This window comes from Vibrio sp. 10N.222.54.E6, assembly GCF_041473955.1.
In the GTDB taxonomy this organism is placed as follows: domain Bacteria; phylum Pseudomonadota; class Gammaproteobacteria; order Enterobacterales; family Vibrionaceae; genus Vibrio; species Vibrio tasmaniensis_A.
The window spans coordinates 12,900-33,992 of the sequence record NZ_JBFRTD010000024.1; the positions used below are offsets into that span (position 1 = coordinate 12,900).

Annotated in this window: 22 protein-coding genes; 7 read left to right on the forward strand and 15 right to left on the reverse strand. The window is 44.7% G+C overall.

From position 1 onward, the window contains the following. The first annotated feature begins 22 nt into the window (after positions 1–22). Together AB4513_RS14745 and rplQ are read left to right on the forward strand one after the other, a co-directional pair. Positions 23–1,015, forward strand: coding sequence for a DNA-directed RNA polymerase subunit alpha (locus AB4513_RS14745; protein WP_004729813.1), 993 nt, complete (start codon positions 23–25; stop codon positions 1,013–1,015). 24 nt (positions 1,016–1,039) lie between these two features. After that, positions 1,040–1,420: a 50S ribosomal protein L17 gene (gene rplQ, locus AB4513_RS14750; RefSeq protein ID WP_004729812.1), complete on the forward strand. Its 381-nt coding sequence runs from the start codon at positions 1,040–1,042 to the stop codon at positions 1,418–1,420. A 250-nt stretch (positions 1,421–1,670) separates the two neighbouring features. Here rplQ and AB4513_RS14755 read toward each other — a convergent pair whose 3' ends face one another. After that, positions 1,671–2,177 (reverse strand): DUF2780 domain-containing protein, encoded by a 507-nt coding sequence (locus tag AB4513_RS14755; protein WP_009847779.1) that lies wholly within the window; start codon positions 2,175–2,177, stop codon positions 1,671–1,673. Positions 2,178–2,311: 134 nt separating this feature from the next. Then, positions 2,312–2,932 carry an FKBP-type peptidyl-prolyl cis-trans isomerase gene (locus tag AB4513_RS14760; protein WP_008220519.1) on the reverse strand — a complete coding sequence of 207 codons (621 nt, stop codon included), beginning with the start codon at positions 2,930–2,932 and terminating at the stop codon, positions 2,312–2,314. A 213-nt stretch (positions 2,933–3,145) separates the two neighbouring features. On the opposite strand from AB4513_RS14760, the gene AB4513_RS14765 reads away from it, so the two are divergent. Further along, the gene (locus AB4513_RS14765; protein WP_102257878.1) at positions 3,146–3,724 is read left to right on the forward strand and encodes a LysM-like peptidoglycan-binding domain-containing protein; all 579 of its coding nucleotides are present in this window, start codon (positions 3,146–3,148) and stop codon (positions 3,722–3,724) included. Positions 3,725–3,783: 59 nt separating this feature from the next. Here the strand turns inward: AB4513_RS14765 and AB4513_RS14770 are convergent, their stop codons facing one another. The 11 genes from AB4513_RS14770 to AB4513_RS14820 all read right to left on the reverse strand — a co-directional run bounded on the left by AB4513_RS14770 (position 3,784) and on the right by AB4513_RS14820 (position 13,743). Further along, on the reverse strand, positions 3,784–4,632 hold the full coding sequence (locus tag AB4513_RS14770) for a DMT family transporter (protein WP_012604900.1): 849 nt from the start codon (positions 4,630–4,632) through the stop codon (positions 3,784–3,786). Beyond that, positions 4,632–5,084 (reverse strand): GNAT family N-acetyltransferase, encoded by a 453-nt coding sequence (locus AB4513_RS14775; protein ID WP_102257877.1) that lies wholly within the window; start codon positions 5,082–5,084, stop codon positions 4,632–4,634. Before AB4513_RS14775 ends, AB4513_RS14770 begins: the two co-directional genes overlap by 1 nt. Positions 5,085–5,141: 57 nt before the next feature. Continuing rightward, positions 5,142–5,708 (reverse strand): Crp/Fnr family transcriptional regulator, encoded by a 567-nt coding sequence (locus AB4513_RS14780; protein ID WP_017067547.1) that lies wholly within the window; start codon positions 5,706–5,708, stop codon positions 5,142–5,144. A 71-nt stretch (positions 5,709–5,779) separates the two neighbouring features. Next, positions 5,780–7,534: a lysophospholipid acyltransferase family protein gene (locus AB4513_RS14785; RefSeq protein WP_102257876.1), complete on the reverse strand. Its 1,755-nt coding sequence runs from the start codon at positions 7,532–7,534 to the stop codon at positions 5,780–5,782. Between the two features lie 12 nt (positions 7,535–7,546). Further along, positions 7,547–7,990 carry a hypothetical protein gene (locus tag AB4513_RS14790; RefSeq protein ID WP_004735264.1) on the reverse strand — a complete coding sequence of 148 codons (444 nt, stop codon included), beginning with the start codon at positions 7,988–7,990 and terminating at the stop codon, positions 7,547–7,549. A gap of 10 nt (positions 7,991–8,000) precedes the next feature. Next, positions 8,001–8,438, reverse strand: coding sequence for a YHS domain-containing (seleno)protein (locus AB4513_RS14795; protein ID WP_012604897.1), 438 nt, complete (start codon positions 8,436–8,438; stop codon positions 8,001–8,003). A gap of 12 nt (positions 8,439–8,450) precedes the next feature. Next, positions 8,451–9,200: an NRDE family protein gene (locus AB4513_RS14800; protein ID WP_102257875.1), complete on the reverse strand. Its 750-nt coding sequence runs from the start codon at positions 9,198–9,200 to the stop codon at positions 8,451–8,453. A gap of 2 nt (positions 9,201–9,202) precedes the next feature. Beyond that, positions 9,203–9,745 (reverse strand): hypothetical protein, encoded by a 543-nt coding sequence (locus AB4513_RS14805; RefSeq protein WP_102257874.1) that lies wholly within the window; start codon positions 9,743–9,745, stop codon positions 9,203–9,205. 19 nt (positions 9,746–9,764) lie between these two features. After that, positions 9,765–10,898: an ATP-grasp domain-containing protein gene (locus AB4513_RS14810; RefSeq protein WP_102257873.1), complete on the reverse strand. Its 1,134-nt coding sequence runs from the start codon at positions 10,896–10,898 to the stop codon at positions 9,765–9,767. Beyond that, positions 10,895–11,482, reverse strand: coding sequence for a DedA family protein (locus AB4513_RS14815; RefSeq protein WP_102257872.1), 588 nt, complete (start codon positions 11,480–11,482; stop codon positions 10,895–10,897). The genes AB4513_RS14810 and AB4513_RS14815 overlap by 4 nt, the downstream gene beginning before the upstream one ends. A gap of 284 nt (positions 11,483–11,766) precedes the next feature. Then, a complete protein-coding gene (locus AB4513_RS14820; RefSeq protein ID WP_102257871.1) occupies positions 11,767–13,743 on the reverse strand; it encodes a bifunctional 2',3'-cyclic-nucleotide 2'-phosphodiesterase/3'-nucleotidase in 1,977 nt (658 codons plus the stop codon). A 415-nt stretch (positions 13,744–14,158) separates the two neighbouring features. Between AB4513_RS14820 and cysD the strand changes: the two genes are divergently transcribed. The 4 genes from cysD (at position 14,159) to cysC (ending at position 18,987) form a co-directional block, all read left to right on the forward strand. Then, positions 14,159–15,103: a sulfate adenylyltransferase subunit CysD gene (cysD, locus tag AB4513_RS14825; protein WP_226974827.1), complete on the forward strand. Its 945-nt coding sequence runs from the start codon at positions 14,159–14,161 to the stop codon at positions 15,101–15,103. A gap of 18 nt (positions 15,104–15,121) precedes the next feature. After that, positions 15,122–16,552 (forward strand): sulfate adenylyltransferase subunit CysN, encoded by a 1,431-nt coding sequence (cysN, locus tag AB4513_RS14830; RefSeq protein WP_004735272.1) that lies wholly within the window; start codon positions 15,122–15,124, stop codon positions 16,550–16,552. Positions 16,553–16,617: 65 nt separating this feature from the next. After that, positions 16,618–18,342, forward strand: a complete 1,725-nt coding sequence (locus tag AB4513_RS14835) for an SLC13 family permease (protein ID WP_009847766.1) — start codon at positions 16,618–16,620, stop codon at positions 18,340–18,342. 24 nt (positions 18,343–18,366) lie between these two features. Then, complete coding sequence (gene cysC, locus AB4513_RS14840; protein WP_102257870.1) at positions 18,367–18,987, forward strand: adenylyl-sulfate kinase; 621 nt, start codon at positions 18,367–18,369, stop codon at positions 18,985–18,987. Positions 18,988–19,154: 167 nt separating this feature from the next. Here cysC and AB4513_RS14845 read toward each other — a convergent pair whose 3' ends face one another. Together AB4513_RS14845 and AB4513_RS14850 are read right to left on the reverse strand one after the other, a co-directional pair. Continuing rightward, positions 19,155–20,063, reverse strand: coding sequence for a TIGR03899 family protein (locus AB4513_RS14845; RefSeq protein WP_012604888.1), 909 nt, complete (start codon positions 20,061–20,063; stop codon positions 19,155–19,157). 514 nt (positions 20,064–20,577) lie between these two features. Further along, complete coding sequence (locus AB4513_RS14850) at positions 20,578–21,093, reverse strand: DUF3299 domain-containing protein (protein WP_004735277.1); 516 nt, start codon at positions 21,091–21,093, stop codon at positions 20,578–20,580.

Sequence of the window (21,093 nt, forward strand, 5' to 3'; positions counted from 1 at the left end):
GGTTAAAAAAAGAGAGGACACAATGCAGGGTTCTGTAACAGAATTTCTTAAGCCGCGTCTTGTTGACATTGAACAGATCAATACGACACACGCGAAAGTAACTCTTGAGCCATTAGAGCGCGGTTTCGGCCATACTCTAGGTAATGCTCTTCGCCGCATTCTTCTATCTTCTATGCCGGGTTGTGCCGTAACAGAAGTTGAAATCGAAGGTGTGCTACACGAATACAGCACTAAAGAAGGCGTTCAGGAAGATATCCTGGAAATCCTTCTAAACCTTAAAGGTTTAGCTGTACGCGTTGCTGAAGGCAAAGATGAAGTGTTTATTACACTGAACAAATCAGGCTCAGGCCCTGTTGTTGCAGGTGACATCACCCACGATGGTGATGTAGAGATCGCTAACCCTGAGCACGTAATTTGTCACCTAACGGATGACAACGCTGAGATCGCTATGCGTATCAAAGTAGAACGTGGTCGTGGTTACGTTCCAGCTTCAGCTCGTATCCATACTGAAGAAGATGAGCGTCCAATCGGTCGTCTACTTGTTGACGCTACTTACAGCCCGGTCGATAAAATCGCCTATGCTGTTGAAGCGGCACGTGTAGAACAACGTACTGACTTAGACAAGCTTGTTATCGATATGGAAACGAACGGTACTCTAGAACCTGAGGAAGCAATCCGTCGTGCAGCTACTATTTTAGCTGAACAACTGGATGCGTTCGTAGATCTTCGTGATGTACGTGTACCTGAGGAGAAGGAAGAGAAGCCAGAATTCGATCCTATCCTACTACGTCCTGTAGACGATCTTGAACTAACAGTTCGCTCTGCTAACTGTTTGAAAGCAGAAGCGATTCACTACATCGGTGATCTTGTACAGCGCACTGAGGTTGAGCTACTTAAAACGCCAAACCTTGGTAAGAAATCTCTTACAGAGATTAAAGATGTGCTTGCTTCACGTGGTCTTTCTCTAGGCATGCGCCTAGAAAACTGGCCACCAGCGTCAATCGCTGAAGATTAATCGAAAAGTTAGAAGGATTAGGTCATGCGCCATCGTAAAAGTGGTCGTCAACTCAACCGCAACAGCAGTCATCGCAAAGCGATGTTCAGCAACATGGCTAGCTCTCTTGTTCGTCACGAAGTTATTAAAACTACCGTGCCTAAAGCAAAAGAACTACGTCGCGTAATTGAGCCATTGATTACCCTAGCTAAGACAGACAGTGTTGCTAACCGTCGTCTTGCATTTGCTCGCACTCGTGATAACGAAGTTGTGGCAAAACTATTTAATGAACTAGGCCCGCGTTTCGCGGCTCGCCAAGGTGGTTACACTCGCATTCTTAAATGTGGTTTCCGTACTGGTGATAAAGCTCCAATGGCTTACATTGAGCTTGTAGACCGCCCAGCTGCTGAAGAAGCTGCTGAGTAATCTATACTAGATTCTTAATACAAAAGCCGAGCATTAGCTCGGCTTTTTTGTATCTGTAGAATAAGGAGACCGACATAAGAATTGCACCACGATATTTGGCACTTTTCTTTACCTTCTCAGCTCCATTTCTCAATAATATCTCGTATCTCGTATCTCGTATCTCGTATCTCGTATCTCTTTTATTCAACGCACAAAAAAGAGCACCGAAGCGCCCTTTAAGTATTTTAAATCAATTATTAATCACTGGTTATTACAACCAAATAGCTTCGAGTGAATCAACGAGACCGCTTGTTGCGCCTTGTGACTCTAGCCCTTGAATAATGATTGGTGCAAACGCCGCAACCATTGATGAATCCATACCTAATCCTGAAAATGCATTTTCAACAGATGTTTTTGAGTCCAATACTGACGTTAAACCGGTAGAATCAAGCGTCGACATTCCAGGGAAAAGCATTTCGAGCTCTTGGTTGTCAAAGTTATCAAGGGTATTCTGGGCAAGAGCTAGCATGGAACCTACTCCACCTATAGCTTGCTCATTTGTTACAGATTCTTTGTCACTTAGGGAATTAGCAAGGGTGCTCGTAAATGGTGTTGCTTCATTTTTTTGAGACCACATGTCTACAGCGGTCATAAGGGCTGTTTGTGATAGTTGGGAATAGTTAATATCAGAAGTTGAACTAACTTGTTCTGACTCGCTAGTACTAGCGCAAGATACCACAGCAAGGCTGCTTAAAACGGTGATGAGTACTTTCTTCATTATTCGTCCTTAAGTAATAAAGTAATTTACTCTTTCACTATAAACGAAAAACGGCGATGTAGTCACATCGCCGTTGAGCTAATTCAGTCTAATTTACCTATAGTTTTTTGTTTTACTAAAGGTTTTTATAGAAATTAAAGAATTGCTAGAAGTTCTACTTCGAATACTAGAGCAGCAAATGGTGGGATTGCAGCACCTGCGCCACGCTCACCGTATGCTAGATCTTGAGGGATGTATAGCTTCCACTTAGAGCCAACAGGCATCATTTGTAGAGCTTGTACCCAACCTTGAATTACGCCAGTTACTGGGAATTCAGCAGGTTGACCGCGAGATACAGAGCTATCGAAAACTGTACCGTCAGTTAGTTCGCCGTGGTAGTGAACGCGCACTTGCTTGTCTGCAGTTGGGATTTCGCCAGTACCTTCAGTTAGTACTTCGTACTGAAGACCAGACTCAAGAACTGTAACTTCTGAACGAAGAGCGTTGTCAGCTAGGAAAGCTTCGCCGTCAGCAGCAGCAGCTTTAGCTAGTTCTTGACGTGCAGCTTCACCACGAGTGTGTAGCTCTTGTAGTGCGTTGTTGATTTCGTCAACTTCGATAGCTGGCATGTCGCCAACTAGAGCTGTTGCGATACCAGCAGCGATTGCATCAACGTTTAGGCCTTCAAGACCAGAACCAGCAAGTTGTTGGCCCATTTGTAGACCGATACCGTAGCTAGCTTTTTGCTCTACAGTTTCAAATTTTACTTCAGACATGAAAAGTCACTCTTTTTATCAGTACTAAAAGGGTAAGAATACCAGTATTAGCAGCCTGAATAAACGGCTAGCCTCTGATCACTTACGCTTTACCGTGTCCAAATCACAGCTATGTCAATTTTCTTGCTTTGCTCTCTGTTGTCGCGGAAAGATCTATACTGTTGGTACTTTGGTTTTTATACTGTAGTTATTCAATGTATAGGACGCAGTGGCATGAATCGTCGTCAAAAGAAAAAACAGAAAGTAGACCACTTAGCAGAGTTCAAGGACCGACTGAATCAGGTCAAAGAGAAACTAAGCTCGATCGATCTAAAGAAAATGAAAACCTCAACAGTGCAAACTTGGGGATCATTGCCGAAATTACACCAGAAATTATTGATGGTGATTTCGCCGATCATATTAATCTTATTGTTTGCACCGCTACCAGAGCCTAAAGTAGACAACGCACCAGCAACATCTCGTGTTGAGCTTGAGATAAATACTGTTGGCTTAAGCGAGCAGAAAAATGCTAAAAGTAATTCTTCTGAGCCAACCAGTTGGCAAGAGTATCTTGTTAAGCAAGGAGATACGTTAGCTCAAGTGTTCCGAAATAATGATCTACCGCTGTCTGATCTTAACGCTTTGGTTCGTATTGAAGGTGCAGACAAGCCGCTTAGCCAGATTCGTAAAGGCCAGCTGGTTCGATTCAAACTAGCCGAGACTGGGCAACTAGACATTCTTCAGCTTGAGAAAGGCAATACTTCGGTGATGTTTTTCCGGTTATCAGATGGTGGCTTTGGTCGCAGTAAATAGATGAATAGTGAACCTGAGTTAAAGCACTTCACCAGACACATATAAACGATAGAAAAGAGCTAAGCATTAGCTCTTTTTTTTGGTCGCTTGAAAGGGGCGAGTGGCAAGATGATGAGCATAATACCGATAAAGGTTAACGTATCTGGTATCTCATCAAACCATATTGCACCTATTAACGCGACAAACACCAGTCCTGAATACTCAGCCAAGGCAATTTGGCTAGAGTGTGCTTTTTGGTAGGCAGCAACCGCAAGGCCGTTGTAACTCAAGATTAACGTTGCACTGAGTGCTATGTATCCCAAATGCTCCACCGATACCGGTTGCCAGTATAGGAAGCACAGTACCAATGATGCTGGAATAGAGAATAACGTTGTCCACCACAGCGTAGTGATCACCGTTTGCTCACTCGGAAGCTTTCTTACCAATACATTGAACAGTGCGAGCGTCAGAGCTGTGCCTAATGCAAACAATGCAGCCCAATGAAATTGCGATGGCCTCAAGACAATCAATGCACCAATAAAACCGATAGTGGTGGCGATGACCTTGCCAAGTGCTGGTTGCTCTTTCAGTAGAAACATAGATAGAGGCAGCATCAATAAGGGCGCGACATAAAATACAGCGTTGGCGGTAGCCAAAGATAAGTGGGTAATCGCGACAACCATACATCCACTGCCAATTAGTATTAGCTGTCCGCGTATGATGGTCACTTTGGCTTGCTGTAAGCGTCGTTGTTCCTTTTTCTGCTGTAGCCACAAAGGGGTGATGATGAGCAGAGATATCAACTGTCGGAAAAAAATATACTGAAGAGGTGGCACTTCGCCATTCAACAGTTTTACCGCTACGTCGGAAAGCGAGGCAAACAAGTTACCTGCAATCAGCAATAGGATACCGACAGTGATATTCGACATCACTTCTCTAATCTCATATCAACGTGCGGAATATCGTCTTCCAAGTACATCTCAGAGATCGTTTTGAAGCCGTGGCTCGCATAGAAGTTTTCTAGGTGTTGTTGCGCACCAATATCGATAGTCGTGCTCGGCCAAAGAGCCTCACAGCGTGTTAACGCTTCTTTTATCAATTGATGCCCTAAACCATCGCCTCTTGCCGATTGCTTAGTCGCCACTCGGCCGATGCTCGTGTAGTCGTAAGAAGTTCCTGGTGGTAACAAGCGTGCACACGCCACTAACTCTTCATCAGCATAGCCAAGCAAGTGTTCAACACCTGCGAGTGTATCTTTACCATCGAGCTCTGGATAAGGGCAATTTTGCTCAACGACGAACACATCTACTCGTAATTTAAGTAGTTGATAAAGCTGTTGTGTTGAAAGTTCAGAGAAGGGAATTGAGTGCCAAGTGATCATGTTTACATCCAGAGGTTATCGATGCCCTGAATGTACTATGTGCGATGATTGTTGGCATTAACTATTGTTAATTCGACCTTTGATTCTGCTCAGGCTGATCGCGGTTATACCGAGGTAAGCAGCAATTTGATTGTCGTTCAAGCGCTGTTCAAGGTCGGGATAATGTTCGCAGAAAAGTTGATAGCGTTGCTCTGGAGTATAGAGCAGCATAAAGCGTTCTTTGTTTTCCTTATGCATCAGCTGAGTTTCTAATAACTTTAAATACAAAGGGTTGTTTGATGCGCGCCACTCGATAACTGCGTTCATTGGCAGTTCTAACATAGTAATTGGTGTGAGCGTTTCTAATAGGTAAGGGGACGCTTGGTTTTTTATCAGACTCTCAAAGCCGATGATCCAATCTTGTTCCCAGTAGAACTCTTTGCTGTATTGCTTGCCGTCATCAGTGAGATAACAAGCGTGGCACAAGCCTTCAAGTACAAAGTAGATTGAACTCGCCATTTCACCTTGATTGATCAGGATGTGTCTGGTTGGTAGCTCAAGTGGTTTCGCGACGGCTAATAGAGATTCAATCTGACTTTCAGAGAAGTCGAAGCTTTGTAGTTGTTCGATAAAAGAGGTGTGCATGGAAATAACCTAACCCAAATAAGTGTCGAAATCATCGCACTTATTTGAGTTTAGGTACAGAGCGGGCTAAATCAGCGTCGAGCGTGCTGTGCTAGATAATCTTGAGCAAGTTCTCTACCCATGTATTTACCAAGAGTTTTCAGTGGTACTTTCTTAAGGTTAACCACAATCAAGCCATCCAGAGCATCATTAAATGATGGGTCGACGTTAAAGCACACCAACTTACCGTTCATCCCTAGGTATTGGCGGAGTAGTACTGGCAGGCCTTTTCCTTGCTCCATACGCGCTAACACTTTAGAGAGCAGAGGAACACTCGCCAATGACGATAACAGATGATTTTGCCAGAACACATGATTACTGGTATTGAGTGGTGAAGAAGGAGAAACCAGGTTTGCTTTTTCTTCGTCATAATGATGTATCGATAAGGTCGTCGCAATCAACAGACGCGCATTGTGGCTGTAATCATTACTGATACTGACTGGGCCGAATAGGTGAGTGTATTGAGGATGACGATACACGAAGGCCGCGATACCTTTCCACAATAGTAATAGTGAGTTAAGGCTCTTTTGATAAGGCTTGCTCACTACAGAACGCCCAAGCTCGATACTGTTGTCTAGGGTATCGATGAATTCTTGATTGTAGTTAAACAGACTACGGGAATAGAGTTGGTCAAGCCCGTGCTCAGCGATCAACTTGTCGACCATACCAAGTCGGTACGCCCCGACCAGTTCAGCCTTAGCTTTGTTCCACACAAACAGTTGATGGTAGTAAAGGTCATACTCATCTAAATCACAGGCAAGCCCGCTGCCTTCTCCGACTTCTCGGAAACTCTCTTCTCTAACTCGACCAATTTCGCGCATTAAGTTAGGAATAGATTGGCTTGGCGTACAGTAGACCTCGAAGTCCCCTTGCTCAAGTAACTTCATCTCTTCAGGAAGAGAATCGACCTCTATTGCCAACACTTCTGGTGGAATAGGCGCAATCACTTGGGTGTCAAAAGAGGGCGCGTGGATTGGCGTATTCGGGCTATCTTGTTGACTCATTAGGTAGGTATTGAGTCGTAGGTAGTTGACGATATCCATCTCTTGTTCAAACGATTTGATCTCTGAATACGGAATCGAAGAGCCAATCGAGATAGAGATAGTCGTCGCCTGTTTATTAAGAAGTTCGCGGCCAAGTAAAGCCGTTCTCAGTAGTGGATGAACACGGCCCGCTTGGTAGAAAAGCTCACTGTTCTTGCCATTGATAAAGATAGGCACTGTGGTGGCTTGGTGACGCTTAACAAACTTTGCGACTGATTTGCTCCACTCGATGTCTGTTAGTGTCTTGGCCCCTTTACGGTAACTCGATACTTCGCCAGCAGGGAACACAATCAAGAGTCCACCGTCTGCTAAATGACGATTGGCATCTCGAATAGCTTTAGCATTGGTGCGTTTCGATTCTTTACTGTTAAAGACATCGACCCCAATGAAAAGATCATCCAGTTCAGGCAGTCGCTTGAGCAACTCATTGGCCAACACCTTCACATCCTTTCTTACCGATCCTACGAGATCTGCAAGGATCACGCCTTCAATCGCACCAAGCGGGTGGTTAGCCACAATGACTACTGGCCCTTGTTCGGGAATATTATCAGTGGCGCCTGCTGAAACGGAATAGTCGATATTCAATGCTGACAAGGTGTGATGCATGAATTCAAAGCTAGATAACTCATCAGGTCTATCTTGATAGAGCTTATCTAGCTTAGATAGCCCAGTTGCCCACTCGACAACAGACTCACCTAAACCAAAAGGCGTGTAACGTGGTAAACGAAAAGGACTATCAATCATAATGAAGCTACCTTATTGACTAAAGTTGTTTAGGAAACCGTCTTGATTCTTGAAATCTTTTACACTTAAAAATGCACCGCAAAGCCATACTAGACATGCCATGCCAAACAGTAATCCGCCGTCATAACCGACAATTTCACCCGCTGCGTTAAACTCAGGCATTTGAATACCGAGCGGCGTAAACAGATGGAAAAATATCGCGCCACTCATAATCCCCACACTCATGATGGCACCTAGGCCATGCCAACGAGTAAACAGCAAAATGGCCGCAATCAATTCAGCGAACCCAATCAAGTAGCCGCCAAATGAACCGAACCAACTTAAGCCAGACCATGTCGCCAAGGTGCCAAAGATATGCTCAGTCTCGTATGAGCCTGTGAACTTAAAAAACAGCGACTGAACAAATACGAAAGCGATAAATGCCGCAGGAATATGTTTAGCTGGAGTGAATGTCATGGTTATTCCCTTATTTGATCAGTTGCGGCCAAATGGTGTCGGCTTTTTGAATATGTTGTGCTCGGTCTTGTTCCCAACGCTGTTTAATCTCTTGGTCGTAGTTGAGGTAAAGCTTGTTATCAACAATCGTCCATTGATTCGGGTCTCCGGGTGCAAAATCACTTTTTGCTGAAACAGCCCAAGCGCAATAACCACCATATTGAGGGGCATATTTTTCAGGATTATTAACAAATAAAGTCAGATTCTTTTCAGAAGAGAAATACCAGTCCGCGCCTTTGTACTCGGTGCTGAATTTTTTACTGCCTTCAATAGGCTTACCTGAAGTGAAATAAGCCACAGTGTCGTAGCCATCGAGCGCCTTGCTGCTAAAGAATCCGGTGTAGATTTCATCGGCGGCAAATACGTAAGGGCTAACAAGTAGCATGACCATGGTTAATAGTTTTCTCATGATGGACTCCATCTATAGATTGATTGCTGGTGATAAATCGAAGGTAAAACGCTGTTGATTTATCTGGCATGGTTTAATGGGTTCACAAGGCGAGCCGGGTGCATAAAACATCGAGGCTTGGCCATGTAGATTACGTAAGTGTGTAAAGCTCACCGTATGTGCGTCTTCACGATGCATACAGGTCGCTAAATGAGGCTGTTCGCTATGATGGTGAGAGTGAAATTGAAGTAAGTTCTGCTGATTCTTACCTGTTGTCATAAGCTGATCGTATTTTTCTTGTCGGTAGGCTTGCACTCGCTCTAAATCAACACCGGATGAGAACAGCGGAGAGTCGGTTTCGACTATTTTTTGTTGAATGCCATCCCACATATAGGCGATAACCAAGCCATGGTGTTGAGTTAAGTTCGGCGCGAAAGCTAGCAAGGTAAATGGGGCAAAAGAGTGCAGATCGAGCTTATGAAATGCTTCAGAGAGCTGACTGATATTACGACTCGATGATAGGTTCTTGAGTAACAAACCACGGCTGACTAAAAGTCCATCAGGTACGATGCCTTGATAGTTATTGAGTAGGCATAACGAAAGCCCGAACTCATTGATACTGATCCAGCTACCACCGCCGGTTGGGTCGTGTGGCATGATGATATCGACGCCGTTAACTCGATATTGTTTAGGTGGCATCGCCAGTGTCCGTGTCTTTTGTTCATCACGATTAAAGAAGACCTGATAGCCATTGTCTTCAAGCAGCCAAGATACTGAACACATGATTATTGCTCCCTCAAATAGCTGCTGGTGGTTGGGGCATAACCAAAGGTGTTGCATGTTTCGACATCAAGAAAGGTCGTGATCACCTTGATCATCGCGTAATGATGATTGGCATGCAGCGCGGCAAAGGTGACCTCTCTTTCTAGCGTAGAAGGCAGGCTGGCAAACACTTGTGTATCCATTGAAACTTCGGTTTGGATCATGATGGGCGCTTCGAGATCTCTGCGGTCTATTCGTTCAAGCCAGTTGATCACGTAATGGATCTCTTTCAACGCAATCGACCTGTCGAATTCGACGGGGTGACCACGACGACGAGTGTTGTAATCAACGGTCGCATTCTCTTTTAAAATCAAAGCGTGAAAAAGATCGAGCGTGTGACGGGTATGCTCACCAATAGAACTTGTGACGTGCGGCTTTGCTCGTGTCAGATAGTCGCTGTCAGATATCGCTAACAAAAACTCTAAACCCTGATTCAATATCTCTACCGCTCCCTTGATACTAGGAGAGAAAGAAGTTAGGGCGCTCGGTTGGGCTATGGGGTTCATTCATGATCCTCGTACAAAGTTAATCGGTGGTCGGATATTGTTGAACAAGACGTCGCTCTTCTTGCCACGCGTTATATAAGCTCTTAAAAGAAGGAGGCTGGTGGCCTCGCTGTTTTTGCTGAGCGCCAATATCAAAAAGAATGCGGTATTGCAGGAGTAGCGTAGAAAATATCTCTCGCAATGGTGTGTTGCGATCCCAGATATGCCCAGCCTCACTGCTTGCGCCATTGACCTCAAGGATAGTGAAATCCTCGCCGTTCATTAGGCTGTGCATGTCCTTGAATTTGACGTCGAGTCGACCAAAGTGGAAGCCATCGAAGTCGTCGAATATTTCGTCTAAGCGTTCGGTTAAAGCCTGAGTAATGTATTGATTGCCATCGCGGAAGATGCAGCCACGGCTATGGCTACCTGCGAACGCGAGTTGGAACTCTTCGCCCTCTGCGAGCACTTGATCCAATTTATCTTCATGCCTTGGTAGATACAGGTGGCTGAGTTGCCCAGCACGCGGGCTATTTTCAATTAACTGCTTGAGTGTCGACTTGCCATCACCCATCACCATTGGTGAATATTTGAGTGTGATCGAGATGATCTCACCTTGCTTTTTGTTTGGGTAACGAACATAGAAAACCCCCGCTTCAGCTTGATAAGGCGCCTTTTCTTGCAATAGAAAGCGAGCACCATTTGGGAAAAATTCAACATACTGTTCAAGTTGATCTTGTGTGTTGATCAGCTTAACGCCAACACCTCGACAGCCAAGATCCGGTTTAGCCACAATCGGGAAATCGAGATCCGATTGTATGAGTGCACTGCGTGCATCTTCAGCTTGTTTCTTACTGCTAAGATCCGTTTTGGTTAGGGTGATAAACGGAGAGATCCAGCGCTGACTCGATGATCCGGCAAGGCTCAGTATTTCGTGTTTTGATTCGCCTACCATGCCGCTTAACTTGATGCTCGGGTTGGCGATGAGCGGCAGCGCCCAGTCAAAGTGCCGTAACCCTTGCATCAGGCTTTGAATCACCACTGGCGTGTAGAAGAACCAAGTTGGAAGAAACTCATAAGGAGAGACACTGCGCACGGTATCTTTTTCAAGCAAGGGCATGCCTGCATTGATTTGATGTGCTGGAATGATGCGAATATCTTGCGGTGAACTCATGATAATCCTCTAGAGTAGGTTCTATTCATTAATCGATTGCCGATAAACAACAAAGCGATGGCACACGGGATGATGATCCATTGATATTCAGAGGCTTGCAGCCACGCTGATGTCCCTAAATAGTAGATGGCAGAGAAGACAATGCCAGTCCAGATCGCAGTGGCACTAATAACGGCAAACAAGAAAGTAGGCAGTGGGATTGCGAAAAAGCCACTTAAGGTAAAACCGACGGTACGAAGCCCGGGAATAAAGCGGATAACAAAAAGGCTGCTGAAAGCGTTTTGACGTAATTTAGTGCGAAGTGCACGAAAGTATCGGTTGGTGAGGGCTTTGTAACGAACGCCTCGGAAATAACGTCCTGATTTACCTAGGTAATAGAGGCCGATATCTCCTGTGGCAATGCCGATGAAAATGGCAAGCAACGCATATTGAGGAAGCATGAGTCCTTGAGTTGCTAAACCTGCCGCTGTAACAATCGCCAGATCTTCAAGCAAGTAAGAAAGCGCGATAATGCCAAGCATCAGCCATAGCAGCGATTCCTCTCCCGTATTTAACCATGCTTGAATGCTCTCGACGGTGCTCATCAAATGTCCTTATCTATCCCATAGATGAATGGCTTAATGACCATTCATTGAGTGTAGTAAATTAAATAGACAGGAGGAGCGGAGAAAAACTTACAGGCGATTGCTGCTTTTTTATATTTGATTGATTTTATTGGCGGTTTGAGTCGCGCTGTTTGGGTATTGAATTAGCGGGCGTTTACGGTGAGAAAAGTAGGGCAGTGGATTTGGTTTATAAATAACAAAAGAAAAAGGCTGAGTCGTTAAACTCAGCCTTTCAGAACGTTAACTATGGATTACAAGGTAATCTATTTAGTTAGGTCAATCTGGTAAACAGCAAAACCAACATCGTCAGTCGCAACACGTTTCATCGGGTATTGCCCCTTTTCTTTGATGAACTCTGCCGCTTTGTCGCTTGGAGATGTTTCAAAGCGGATATCTAGCTTTTTATCCGTTTTGATTGGCGCAAATGACCAGTTGTTATCAGCCGTTGGGCTCACTTGACCTTGCTCTTTGCTCACTCGAGAGATGTAGTTTGCTAGAACAGTACGGTTCTCATCTGGTGCATCAAATGCGATGAAGTCTTCACCCGTACCTGGGAACTTATTGCTGTATGCTCGGTAGTTGTTGGTTGCGATCAGGAAGTCTTGCTTCACGTCGATTGGCTTACCTTGGTAAGTTAGACCTACGATACGCTCAGAGCCTTCATTAATAACTTTACAGTTACCATCGTATTTTGCTGGTTGTGTAACATCGATTTGGTACTCAACGCCATCGATGACATCAAAGTTGTAAGTGCGGAAGCCGTCCCATTCAACCAACTGCTGTGGTGCGGTCGAATTAACATCTATTTTTTGGAATTGACCAGCAGAACACTCAAGCCACTCTTTTACTTCGTGGCCTGTTACCTTCATTGCAACTAGCGTGTTCGGGTAAAGGTATAAGTCAGCCGCGTTACGGAATGTCAGTTGACCAGATTCAACTTCAGTGAAGTTCGCTGGGTCATTCTTACGGCCGCCTGCTTTGAATGGTGCAGCTGCTGAAAGTACAGGTGTGCCATCTAAGTCTGGATCACCTTGGATGAACTGCTCAACGTAATCTTTTTGCGCAAGGTTCACGATTTGAACAGTTGGATCGTCTTGTACTAGAGACAAGAAGCTGTACATCACATCGTCTGCTTTACCAATCGGTTGGTTAACAAACTCACGAGTACCTGCGTGGTCTTTTTCTAGTGCAGAAACGATGCCTTCATCAGCAGCAGCAAGAGATTTCTTTTCTACCTTGTCGTAGATTGGGCGTGCTTCTGATTGGCCTTTAACAACTTCCCACTTACCGTCTTTTTGTGCAAGTGTTAGATCCATAACACCAACGTGGCTACCCCAGCGGCCTGGCATTACAGCCGCAACGCCGTTCATTGTGCCCGTTTCGTTGTTGATGCCTTGAATGTCATCAAAACCTTTTCCTGGGAATACTGCGTGAGAGTGACCAAATGCGATTGCATCAATGCCGTCTACTTCAGATAGGTAGAACGTTGAGTTCTCTTCGCCATTTTTGTACGGGTCAGTTGATACGCCTGAGTGAGGGATAGCAACGATTACTTCAGCGCCTTCCGCTTTCATTTGAGGCACTAACTCGTTAGCTGTCTCAATGATATCGCGAGCGATCACTTTGCCTTCAAGGTTCTTCTTATCCCACGTCATGATTTGTGGTGGAACAAAACCGATGTAACCCACTTTTACTTCATGTTCTACGCCAGCAGTATCTTCAAAGGTGTGCGTCTTGATGATGTATGGCGTGAAGTAGTGTTCTTTGGTTTCTGCGTCGTAAACGTTAGCACTGATGTACGGGAAATCAGCGTCGTTAATAGATTCTTCTAGGAACTCAAGACCGTAGTTGAATTCGTGGTTACCTAGGTTTGCAGCGTCGTAGCTTAGTTGGTTCATTGCTTTATATGCAGGGTGAACTTCGCCAGCCTCGATGCCTTTGTCTGCCATGTAGTCACCCATTGGGCTACCTTGCAGCAAGTCACCGTTATCAACTAATACGCTGTTGGTTACTTCGCTTTGAGCTTCTTTTACTAGAGTTGCAGTACGTGCTAAGCCGATTTTTTTCGACGGCTTGTCTTTGTAGTAGTCGTAATCCATTAGGTTGGTATGGATATCCGTCGTTTCTACGACACGTAATTTAATCACTTCATCGGTATCTGGTGTTGTTGTGCAGCCTGCTAAAGTCAGACCAAGACCAGCAAGTACAGCCAATGACAAAGGTTTCATTGCAACTTTCATTTTGGAGCTCCAAAGTGGATTAGTAGAAAATTCGTTGCGTAATGTAACAAAATGGAATGAAACAATGATTACAACGAATGTTAATTCGTGACTTAGATCGATTACTTTATAGTGTTCTGCAAGGCGCCTCCCAAAGCTGCTCAATCGATGCGCAACTGATATCGATAATATTAGCCCATTCATTTCACCTATTTATCGATGAATCTCATCCCTTATCAGCTTTTCGAATAAAAAATGAAATTTTAGAATTTCCAGTAATATGAGAGGCTCGTCATAATGCCTATATCAAGGACGTATCAGGCAGATGAATAGCAAGGATAGCTCAAAACGAAGCTTCTGTTTTCTTCTAGTGCCAATACTCCCATTCACTTAAGTGGATGAGTTAAATCCCTTGCTTGGCAAGACCAAGTAATGAATTGCTCGTACTGCGAGCCTTAAAGGAAGCACTGAAATGGACCAAGAACGTTTAACCCACCTAAAACAGCTTGAAGCGGAAAGTATTCATATTATCCGTGAAGTTGCTGCTGAGTTTGATAACCCAGTGATGATGTACTCCATCGGTAAAGATTCTTCTGTGATGCTTCATTTAGCTCGCAAAGCGTTTTATCCAGGCAAGATTCCATTCCCACTATTGCACGTTGATACGGATTGGAAATTTCGCGAGATGATTGAGTTTCGTGATCGTACGGCTAAAAAGTACGGCTTCGACCTTTTAGTACATAAGAACCCAGAAGGTATTGAGATGGGGTGTAGCCCGTTCGTACATGGTTCTTCTAAGCACACTGACATCATGAAAACACAGGGCCTTAAGCAGGCGTTAAACAAGTATGGGTTCGATGCGGCTTTTGGTGGTGCGCGTCGTGATGAAGAAAAATCTCGAGCAAAAGAGCGTGTTTATTCTTTCCGTGATAAGAACCATACATGGGATCCAAAAAACCAGCGTCCAGAGCTTTGGCACACCTACAACGGTCAGGTTAATAAGGGCGAAAGCATTCGTGTCTTCCCACTATCTAACTGGACTGAGCTTGATATCTGGCAATACATCTACCTAGAGAGTATCGATATTGTTCCGCTTTATCTATCTGATAAACGTCCTGTGGTTGAGCGTGATGGCATGCTGATCATGGTTGATGATGACCGTATGGAACTGCAAGAAGGTGAAGTGATTGAAGAGAAAAGCGTTCGCTTCCGTACTTTGGGCTGTTACCCACTAACCGGAGCCGTTGAATCTGAGGCGAATACGCTAACAGGCATTATTGAAGAGATGCTGGTGGCGACGTCCAGTGAGCGTCAAGGTCGAGCGATTGACCATGATCAGTCGGGCTCTATGGAGCTGAAAAAGCGCCAAGGTTATTTCTAAGAATCTAAGGAAAGAAAAATGAATAGTGCAGTAGAAGCCGAATTGGCTGAACTAGGGATTGAAGGTTATCTAAGTCAGCATCAGCATAAATCTATGCTTAGATTTTTAACTTGTGGCTCGGTAGATGACGGTAAAAGTACGTTAATCGGTCGCTTACTCCATGATACAAAACAGATTTATGAAGATCAGCTAGCAGCAGTTCACTCGGATAGCCAACGAGTGGGTACCACAGGTGAGAAACCTGACTTGGCATTGCTTGTTGATGGCTTGCAGGCTGAGCGTGAGCAAGGGATTACGATCGATGTGGCTTATCGCTACTTCTCGACTCAAAAGCGTAAATTCATTATTGCTGATACCCCTGGGCATGAGCAGTACACGCGTAATATGGCAACAGGCGCTTCAACGTGTGATCTGGCAGTGATCTTGATTGATGCTCGTAAGGGCGTACTGGATCAAACACGTCGTCACTCGTTTATTTCTAACCTACTTGGTTTGAAGCATTTCATCGTTGCAGTCAACAAAATGGATCTCGTCGAGTACTCGCAAGATCGTTTTGAGGAGATTCGCGATCAGTACCTAGAGTTTGCTGAAAACCTAGAGGGCGAGACTAATATTCAGATTCTGCCAGTTTCGGCACTTGAAGGTATTAACGTTGCTGCGCCAAGCAAAGAGCTTGCATGGTTCGAAGGTCCATCGCTATTAGAAGTGTTAGAGAACGTAGACATTGACCAAAAACGTTCTGCGGGCGAATTCCGTTTCCCTGTGCAGTATGTCAATCGTCCTAACTTAGATTTCCGTGGCTTTGCCGGCACCGTGGCTTCTGGTCGTGTCAGCGTCGGTGATGAAATCAAGGCGTTGCCTTCAGGTAAAACCTCTAAGGTGGCAAGCATTGTGACCTTTGATGGTGAACTTGAATCAGCACAAGCGGGTTTGGCGGTAACACTGACTCTTGAAGATGAAATCGATATCAGCCGTGGTGATTTGATTGTGCTAGAAAATGCACAGATTGAATCAACCAACCATGTATTGGCAGACATCGTGTGGATGACAGAGCAACCACTGCAACCGGGTAAAGCTTACGACATCAAGATCGCAGGCAAGAAAACCGTCGGTCAGGTTGAAACGGTTCGTCATCAATATGATATCAACAACCTGTCGACTCACGCTGTTGATGAGTTGCCACTGAATGGTATTGGTTTGTGTGAATGGTCATTGAACGAGACCGTCGCGCTGGATAAATACCGTGAGAGTGCGGACACCGGTGGTTTCATTGTTATCGACCGCCTGACTAATGTGACGGTTGGTGCTGGTTTGATTCGAGACCGTTTGGACTCTGTTGAACAGCAAGTCGGTAACTTCTCTGCATTTGAACTTGAGTTCAACGCATTGGTACGCAAGCACTTCCCTCATTGGGATGCCAAAGATCTAAGCCAACTACTGAAGTCATAAACGACCAAGTAACAGCTTATTGAATCAGGCGGAAACCGATTGTTTCCGCCATAAAGGACGGGTATATGTGGCAACAAGGATTTGTATTAGCGATTTTGCTCGGCATCATTACTTGCCTGCTCGTTACCCGTATTAAGCCAAGCTTTATCTTTGCTGGCGCGGCTTTTATTGCTTTTATGGCTGGTATGATCGACTTGTCGAGCCTAGCCAATAACTTCACTAACTCCTCGTTACTGACTTTAATTCTTCTGATCCTCGCATCAAGTGCGTTGGAGAAAACTCGCTTAATCAGCTGGGTTAGCCGCAATATCTCTGAAGGTAGGCTAGGTACCGTGGTTGCGAAGTTGGGTATTTCCACAGCGCTACTTTCTTCTTTTACTAATAACACAGCGGTGGTTGTCTCTTTGATCGGAGCGATCAAACGCAATCAACAGCACGCGCCATCTAAGTTACTTATCCCTTTGTCATACGCTGCCATTTTAGGCGGAACCCTGACATTGATCGGCACTTCAACTAATTTGATCATCAATAGTTTTGTTGAAGATGCTGGACTGCCAAGCTTAAACTTTTTCACTCCAACCTTGATCGGTTTAGCGGTCTTGGTGGGTGGTGTTTTGATTCTTATCCCTCTGAGTTACTTCTTACCAAGCTACGATGATGGGTCGCAGGATGATCTGCCTTACTTTCTAGAGGCGCGAGTTGAACCTGGCTCACCGTTAGTTGGCCGCAGTGTTAGCGAAAATAATCTAAGAGCTTTGAGAAAATTGTTCTTAGCCGAAGTGATTCGCGACGGTAAGACCACGGCTTCGATTGACCCTGATTTTATTCTTCAAGCCCGTGACCGGTTGCTGTTTTGTGGCGACGTTGAAAGCGTAGCGACACTACAAGAAATTCAAGGGTTGACCCTGTTTGGCCAGCATCACCTTAACGGCCAGAGCTTTGTTGAAGTGGTGGTGAGTTCGTCGGCAAGCTTCTGTAATAAAACCCTCAAAACAAGCCAGTTTAGAGACCGTTTCGATGCAGTTGTAGTTGCTATTCGTCGTGGCCATGAGCGCCTTGAAGGTGGGCTAGGGAATATCACATTGACCGCTGGTGATACCTTGATTTTGGTTCCCGGTAAACGCTTTGAAGAACAGCGCCAGCAACACAACAAAGAGTTTGTGTTGATGAATGACTTGGACTCGAGTGCCAAGCTTGATGCCGATAAATCGACGTTTGTATTGCTCGGTTTTGCCAGTGTGATTGGTCTAGCCCTTGCTGAAGTCGTGCCGATTATCAAAGGGCTGGCTGGTTTCTTACTGTTGCTGGTGGCCTTTGGTGTGGTGCAACTGGGTGAACTCCGTCGCCGTTTTCCGGTTGATATTGTGGTGATCGTTGGCTCCGCTCTGTCTATTGCTCAACTGATGATTTCATCTGGGCTGTCTGAGCGTATGGGGCTGATGTTTATGGAAGCCTTTAATGGCTGGGGCGTGTTTGGTGCGTTAGTCGCGACCTATTTTATGACCTTGGTTCTAACAGAACTGGTTACCAATAATGCGGCCGCAGCACTCTCTTTCCCAATCGGCTATAGCATGGCTATCGGCTATGGCGTTGACCCTATGCCATTCATTATGGCGGTTCTATTTGGTGCCAGTGCCAGTTTTATTTCGCCATACGGCTACCAAACTAATTTACTTGTTTATAGCGTAGGTAATTACCATCTCACGGATTATCTACGTATCGGCATCCCAATCTCGATTGTCTATTCGGGCTTGGTGCTGACCCTGATTCCTTACTTTTTCCCATTTTAATGCTGTTTATTTAAAGGACTAATTATGACCGCAGTACTCAAACCAAAAGATGAGAATGTTGTGTGGCATCAACATTCGATTGATAAAACATTTCGTGCGGATCTGAAATCACAGAAACCAGCTGTGCTCTGGTTCACTGGATTATCTGGTTCTGGGAAATCAACAGTTGCTGGATCATTAGAAAACCGCTTAGCCCAACTTGGTTACCATACTTACTTATTGGATGGCGACAATGTCCGTCATGGGTTATGTAGCGACCTTGGCTTCTCAGAGCAAGACCGTCGAGAGAATATTCGTCGTATTGGTGAGCTCGCTAAATTGATGGCGGATGCGGGTTTGATCGTGTTGTCAGCGTTTATCTCTCCACATCAAGCGGAGAGACAGTTGGTACGTGATTTATTACCGGAAGGGGAGTTTCTTGAGGTGTTTGTGAACACACCACTTGAGGTGTGTGAGCAGCGTGACCCGAAAGGCCTGTATAAGAAAGCACGAGCGGGAGAAATCCCGAACTTCACGGGTATTAGCTCAGTGTACGAAGCGCCTCAGAGCCCTGAGATAGATCTACCCGCGGGCGAAAAGACACTCGATGAACTGGTCGAATTGTGTATTGAGGCTTTAGAGAAGCGTAATATTTTATCCAATTGAGATCGATGGTATGACTAAGGCTACTCTCCTGTTTATCTGCTTAATTCACTGCGGATAAATAGTGCAGCCTTGGTTTTCCGAGACAAGAACCTTATCCTCTAGATTCTCTTCACTCTTATCAATACTCTTCACAGCGTACACCGTCTATTTTTTACAGTATCGATTGTCTAGACGGTGTAGTTCACACTGCTTTTAACTTCTGTTTGAACCGTAAATTTTTGGCTCAATAGCGCAATCAGCTGGTCGTAATACTGCGTGTTAGGCTTGTTGCCAAGTAAGTTGCAAAGCTCATTGCCTGTTGGACTGAATCGGTAGTAAATCAGCTTTACCCCTTTTGATAATGGTGCCAGTGACATGCCCTTACCTTGATAAGTTAAGTGCAGAGCAGGATCGAAATCAATCTCTCCAGATTCTAGTTCTGTGCCCAGAATAATTCCGAGTTCAATCAAGTGGAGCAAGCTAGAGTAGGGAAGGTTGTGTCCACCAAGATTGATGGTGTTGGTGGTGTCCCTTTTACCAAAGCTGAAGATTCCAGCATGGGATTTAAAGCCGAGTAACAGTTTTCTGCTGTTATCACTACCAAAGCTACAACCAAGTGACGCTGCTCTTTGCAGGGTGAGCGCTTCTTTTGGTGTCATGTCTTTTAAGATCTGCAGCGCTTTCATCGAAGTCGAGCCTGGGTTGGTGACTTCTCGTTTCAGTACTTGAGCCCATAGCCTCTGCATCGATGTATTGTGGATCTCTTGTGCCATATCGAAGAAACGGTATAGCCAGTCCTGATCAGGGTCTCCAGCCGCTTCATCCTTACATGAAGAGTGTGCCAACTTTAGAATCTGTTCTAGGTTCTTTTGGCGAAGTTCTCTACGTTTTTTCTCTCGTAATAGTGCCCGTTCGATAAGCGTACTCTCAGCTTTATCGTTTGGCTTTGCACTATGACTAATTAAGGAATCGAGGCCGAAGCTTTGTGCGATGTGCCGCATTCTGCTTGCACTGTCGGCAATATGAGGCTTTTTCTCATGCTTTTGCTGTGTATCGCTAGCATGCTCAATGATCACTGGCTGTTTGGTTTCTGACATAAGAGTACCGTTAGGAGACGACTCAATACCAATCGTAGTAAATAATTGCTCGCTCTAGCTTGTTAAAACGCTCGATAACAGCGTTAGAATTTTTGATTGTAGAATAACTACTTATCAAAAAGCTCCGCCTTGTTCTCAAGCCTTTTTCCTACGCTATTTCTGAACACTTACTTATTGTGATTGGTATAACTGTCTAAAATGTAACTCTTTATCTTATTGGTGGCTAGATTTTGCGTGCAGAGTTGAAGGTTTCAACAAAATTTTACTTTTGCTAATGATAATAAAATGTTAAATTTGTTGTAATTCTCAAGGAGGAGTTATGAATCAAGTCAATGATAACAAGCTGAAGAAACAGCTTAGTATAGGGTTATTACTCGCTACTTATGTCGCTGTTCTAGCGTACTTGTCTAATTACATCGCATAATTTAGAATAAAATTATCGTTATTAAACTGTTATTGAATGATCTCACTCGTTCAGTGACGGCAGCTCATCCTTGAGCCACCCTTCTAATGACTACATGTCGTCATATTCTTCAATCGCAGTACCTTCAATAAGATAACCTGTTTGAGCTAAGTCGTGGCTTATTGACTCGGTTTTTAGTGTACCTACTAAATAAATCACATCCCATAGCTGCTGTATTGGTGCACCTTTAGGGAACTTCACGTAGATGATTTGGTTCGGCGGCGGTGGCGGTACGTGGATACATGCGCCAAAGTACGGCACTAACAGAAACTCAGTGATCATGTTCTCATCGCCTTCCAATGGAATCACAAAGCCAGGAATCTTGACTGTGCTGCCATTCAGCTCTGGGCGAACAGCGCCAAGTGTCGATTGTTGAGGTTTGTCCATACTGTCGTGGTTAACCATAGGCATACCAAATGAGTCGAGTTGTGCTCGCTCTGACTCTGGAATCAAGTCAATCCAATCGAGTGTTAATACCGATTCGTCAGTCTGAGTGGTTTCAGCGTGAGCTGTGCTGATAAATGGGAACATAAGTAACCCAAGTATCAGTAGGAATTTGCGTTGCAT

Excerpts from the sequence above, each read along its gene's own strand:
- AB4513_RS14785 (WP_102257876.1), bottom strand. The coding sequence starts at position 7,534 with ATGATTGATAGTCCTTTTCGTTTACCACGTTACACGCCTTTTGGTTTA.
- cysN (WP_004735272.1), top strand. The coding sequence starts at position 15,122 with ATGAATAGTGCAGTAGAAGCCGAATTGGCTGAACTAGGGATTGAAGGT.
- AB4513_RS14810 (WP_102257873.1), bottom strand. The coding sequence starts at position 10,898 with ATGAGTTCACCGCAAGATATTCGCATCATTCCAGCACATCAAATCAAT.
- AB4513_RS14805 (WP_102257874.1), bottom strand. The coding sequence starts at position 9,745 with ATGAACCCCATAGCCCAACCGAGCGCCCTAACTTCTTTCTCTCCTAGT.
- AB4513_RS14820 (WP_102257871.1), bottom strand. The coding sequence starts at position 13,743 with ATGAAAGTTGCAATGAAACCTTTGTCATTGGCTGTACTTGCTGGTCTT.
- AB4513_RS14815 (WP_102257872.1), bottom strand. The coding sequence starts at position 11,482 with ATGAGCACCGTCGAGAGCATTCAAGCATGGTTAAATACGGGAGAGGAA.
- AB4513_RS14760 (WP_008220519.1), bottom strand. The coding sequence starts at position 2,932 with ATGTCTGAAGTAAAATTTGAAACTGTAGAGCAAAAAGCTAGCTACGGT.
- AB4513_RS14800 (WP_102257875.1), bottom strand. The coding sequence starts at position 9,200 with ATGTGTTCAGTATCTTGGCTGCTTGAAGACAATGGCTATCAGGTCTTC.
- AB4513_RS14795 (WP_012604897.1), bottom strand. The coding sequence starts at position 8,438 with ATGAGAAAACTATTAACCATGGTCATGCTACTTGTTAGCCCTTACGTA.
- cysC (WP_102257870.1), top strand. The coding sequence starts at position 18,367 with ATGACCGCAGTACTCAAACCAAAAGATGAGAATGTTGTGTGGCATCAA.
- rplQ (WP_004729812.1), top strand. The coding sequence starts at position 1,040 with ATGCGCCATCGTAAAAGTGGTCGTCAACTCAACCGCAACAGCAGTCAT.
- AB4513_RS14745 (WP_004729813.1), top strand. The coding sequence starts at position 23 with ATGCAGGGTTCTGTAACAGAATTTCTTAAGCCGCGTCTTGTTGACATT.
- AB4513_RS14845 (WP_012604888.1), bottom strand. The coding sequence starts at position 20,063 with ATGTCAGAAACCAAACAGCCAGTGATCATTGAGCATGCTAGCGATACA.
- AB4513_RS14765 (WP_102257878.1), top strand. The coding sequence starts at position 3,146 with ATGAATCGTCGTCAAAAGAAAAAACAGAAAGTAGACCACTTAGCAGAG.
- AB4513_RS14770 (WP_012604900.1), bottom strand. The coding sequence starts at position 4,632 with ATGTCGAATATCACTGTCGGTATCCTATTGCTGATTGCAGGTAACTTG.
- AB4513_RS14790 (WP_004735264.1), bottom strand. The coding sequence starts at position 7,990 with ATGACATTCACTCCAGCTAAACATATTCCTGCGGCATTTATCGCTTTC.
- AB4513_RS14780 (WP_017067547.1), bottom strand. The coding sequence starts at position 5,708 with ATGCACACCTCTTTTATCGAACAACTACAAAGCTTCGACTTCTCTGAA.
- AB4513_RS14775 (WP_102257877.1), bottom strand. The coding sequence starts at position 5,084 with ATGATCACTTGGCACTCAATTCCCTTCTCTGAACTTTCAACACAACAG.
- AB4513_RS14850 (WP_004735277.1), bottom strand. The coding sequence starts at position 21,093 with ATGCAACGCAAATTCCTACTGATACTTGGGTTACTTATGTTCCCATTT.
- AB4513_RS14755 (WP_009847779.1), bottom strand. The coding sequence starts at position 2,177 with ATGAAGAAAGTACTCATCACCGTTTTAAGCAGCCTTGCTGTGGTATCT.
- AB4513_RS14835 (WP_009847766.1), top strand. The coding sequence starts at position 16,618 with ATGTGGCAACAAGGATTTGTATTAGCGATTTTGCTCGGCATCATTACT.